This is a genomic window from Mesorhizobium delmotii (genome assembly GCF_900149755.1).
In the GTDB taxonomy this organism is placed as follows: Bacteria; Pseudomonadota; Alphaproteobacteria; order Rhizobiales; family Rhizobiaceae; genus Mesorhizobium; species Mesorhizobium delmotii.
On record NZ_FUIG01000001.1, the window covers coordinates 18600 to 21457 of the forward strand.

Annotated in this window: 3 protein-coding genes; 1 reads left to right on the forward strand and 2 read right to left on the reverse strand. The window is 59.7% G+C overall.

Annotation, left to right across the window (positions count from 1 at the left end; all coding sequences use genetic code 11):
• Positions 1 to 223 precede the first annotated feature (223 nt).
• Together BQ8482_RS38885 and BQ8482_RS37945 are read right to left on the reverse strand one after the other, a co-directional pair.
• Positions 224 to 1714, reverse strand: coding sequence for a glucose 1-dehydrogenase (locus BQ8482_RS38885; protein WP_342210916.1), 1491 nt, complete (start codon positions 1712 to 1714; stop codon positions 224 to 226).
• A gap of 155 nt (positions 1715 to 1869) precedes the next feature.
• The gene (locus BQ8482_RS37945; protein WP_165848370.1) at positions 1870 to 2010 is read right to left on the reverse strand and encodes a hypothetical protein; all 141 of its coding nucleotides are present in this window, start codon (positions 2008 to 2010) and stop codon (positions 1870 to 1872) included.
• 483 nt (positions 2011 to 2493) lie between these two features.
• Between BQ8482_RS37945 and BQ8482_RS00100 the strand changes: the two genes are divergently transcribed.
• Positions 2494 to 2858, forward strand: a 365-nt coding sequence (locus tag BQ8482_RS00100; protein ID WP_208867582.1) for a transposase, incomplete at its 3' end; no start/stop codon positions are given.

Consider the following 2858-nt stretch of genomic DNA (forward strand, 5'->3'; position numbering starts at 1 on the left):
CATTGTAACTGCGGAAATGCCCTTCTCCGCTATCGCCTTACCCGCTGCCTTAGCGATACGAAGCTGGGTCAGCTCAACATCAATAATTTTTGGCATAGCCCTCCAGCCGGTTTCCTACCTGAGGTGCAAATTTCAATGTCGTAGCCGCCCATTTTCGACGGAGGCCATGGACGACGCGCAGCTTCAGCTCCTAGGGCCGGTAAGATTGTCGACATTTTCATTTTTAGGAGATCGGCAGCGGCAGCTTCTTGGTGCGGCCACCGTCCATGACGGAGACCAGACCGGTCACGAAAGCGCTCTCGTCCGAGGCCAGCCAGACCGCAAGATTTCCGACGTCCCTCGGCTCGCCCAGGCGCCCGACCGGATGCATCGCGAGCAGTTCCTTGCGGACGCGGGCGCTGTCGGCCATGCTGTCGATATAAACCTCGCTGAGATCGGAGTTGATCCAGCCCGGCGCAATGGCATTGCAGCGGATACCCTCATGCCCATGGTCCACGGCGACCGCCGCCGTGAAGCCGTGAATGCCCGCTTTCGAAGCGGAATAGGCAGGATGCCCGGGATTGGACGCCAGCCCTTCGATCGAACCGATGTTGACGATGCTTCCCCTGCCCGACTTCCGGAGGTGTGGCATTGCCGCCTTGGTCAGCAGGAACGGGGCCTTCAGATTGATGTCCATCATCTGGTCCCAGTCCGCCTCGGTCATCTCGTCGACCGTCTTCTCGAACATGATCCCGGCGTTGTTGACGAGGATATCCAGGCCGCCAAGCCGCTCGACGACAGCCTGAACGGCTGAGGAAATTTCCTGGGAGCTCGAAAGATCCGCCTTCACATAGATCGCGTGCTCGTTGAGCATGGGTTCAGGCGGTGCGTTCCTCTGCACGATGGCGACTATTGCTCCCTCCTCTACGAAGCGCTGGGTGATGCCGGCGCCGATGCCGCGGCCGCCGCCGGTGATGATTGCGATCTTGCCTGCCAGTCTGGTAGTCATGGGATGTCCTCTGTAGACCGGCTTCGCGCCGTTCACTTCGACCGCCGTGCCAGCGATGTAGCGGGCGGCGTCGGAGCACAGAAAGAACACAACGTCGGCGATGTCTTCTGGCTCTGCGATGCGACCAAGTGGTACGGTCTTGTTGAGCTCCGCAATGGCTGTGTCCGGAATGAAGCCGCGTCGTTCAAAGCCCGTCCGGATCATCGGTGTGTTGACCTCATTTGGACAGATGGCATTGACGCGTATCCCGTCATGCGCATGATCCCGGCCGAGACATTTTGAGAAAGAAGCGACCGCGGCTCTGCTGGTGCAGTAGGCCGCATGGCCCAGTCCGGGATAAAGACCCCAACACGATGAGACGTTGACGATAGCACCGCCGCCGTGGCCCTTCATGTGTCCGATGGCTTTCCGGCACGTGTAGAAAATCGACGTCAGATTGATGTCGAACGTTCGCTCCCAATGCTCGTCGGTCGTCTCGAGGATGTTTCCGCGGGTGATGATGCCGGCGTTGTTGACGAGCATGTCCAGTCGTCCCGTGGCCCGGATGGAGTAGTCGATCAGTTCCTCGCAATAGGCCTTGTTCCTGAGGTCGCCGGCCCTGCTCCAGACAGTCTGCCCGGTTCGGTTGAGCTCGGCCTCGAGCCTGTCCAGGCCAGCCTGGTCGGCGTCGCCCGCAACGACACGGTAGCCGTTCGCGACGAACAGCCTGGAGATCGCTTGCCCGATACGTCCGGCCGCGCCTGTTCACCGCGGTTTTCTTCTCTATGTCAGTCATAATCTCAAGCCATTTTTTGAGGGCAAAGCTCGACCCCATTTTCGCCAAAAAGGTTCGGCCTGTGGTGGGGGCGGTGCCGCGCTGCAGCCTGCATTTGGCAAACTCCCTACCCGTTTTCAATGACAGTGGTCGCCGGTGCGCTGGCGCAGTTCCTTGCTCGGGCCATGATGTCTAAGTCTCTCGTCCGCTCAGCTCGAAAAGGTGCGATCTCTAAGGCGGGGACGACCTTTTCGATGAAGAAGATCATCAGACGACTCCTTTCTTAATGCGATCGTAAGCCACGAAGCATGAACCGTGCCAGAGAAGGAATCTTCATTGAATCACCGATTGGCGGATCTTGCGCCCTGTCAGACACCCGACAATTGTCGGATGACAGGCGTGCCTAACTGTGGAACCCGAACCAAAGCCGATCATCCGGTATTCCCGCTAACGCCCGGTCGAACTGCCGCCCGGCGAATTGTCTCGAAGCAGGCGCTGCCGTGCTTCACGTCGACGTACGCCATGGACGTGCTCGGCACTTTCTCGACGTCGATGCACGCCGGGCGACCATGTTCCCCATGCCCCAGGCGGTGGAGGACCGAACGTTTGTGTAGATCACCAATCCTTGGCCTCTGCGAACTCAAGGCGCAATGGAGGGTGTCGCAATACCCGGTCGAAGCGTCCGAGCAGGCCGAACCGGCTTTCGCCGATTTTCAGAACTCCCCGCAAATGTCGATCGCCGCGCCGGAATATGGCCGTCATAATCGACTTCTCCCGATTGGTAGGTTGGAGCGAGCGAATCCTGGTGCAAACCATCCTTCGTAATTCGCAAGAGGTGCGCCGCTTGGCCGGGATGATGACGGCGGAACCATCCAGAGACCGTCGGCTGCCCAGGAGAATGCCCTCGCGGGACTTCAGCTCAAGCCCCCGGGAGGAGACCAAACGCTGGTTGTCGAGCTATGAGCCTGTAGCGTCGGTGTCGCTGGTGGCGCGGCGGCACGACATCAATGCGAACCTGTTGTTCACGTGGCGCCGGCAGATGCGTACGTCGGGGTTGGCGGCTTCGCCGCTGGAAATGATCCTGATCGAGGTCACTAGATGTTTAGTCCCGGCAGT

What these genes read in the sequence shown, in the direction of transcription:
- BQ8482_RS37945 (WP_165848370.1), bottom strand. Translation starts at nt 2,010, where the DNA reads ATGATCTTCTTCATCGAAAAGGTCGTCCCCGCCTTAGAGATCGCACCT.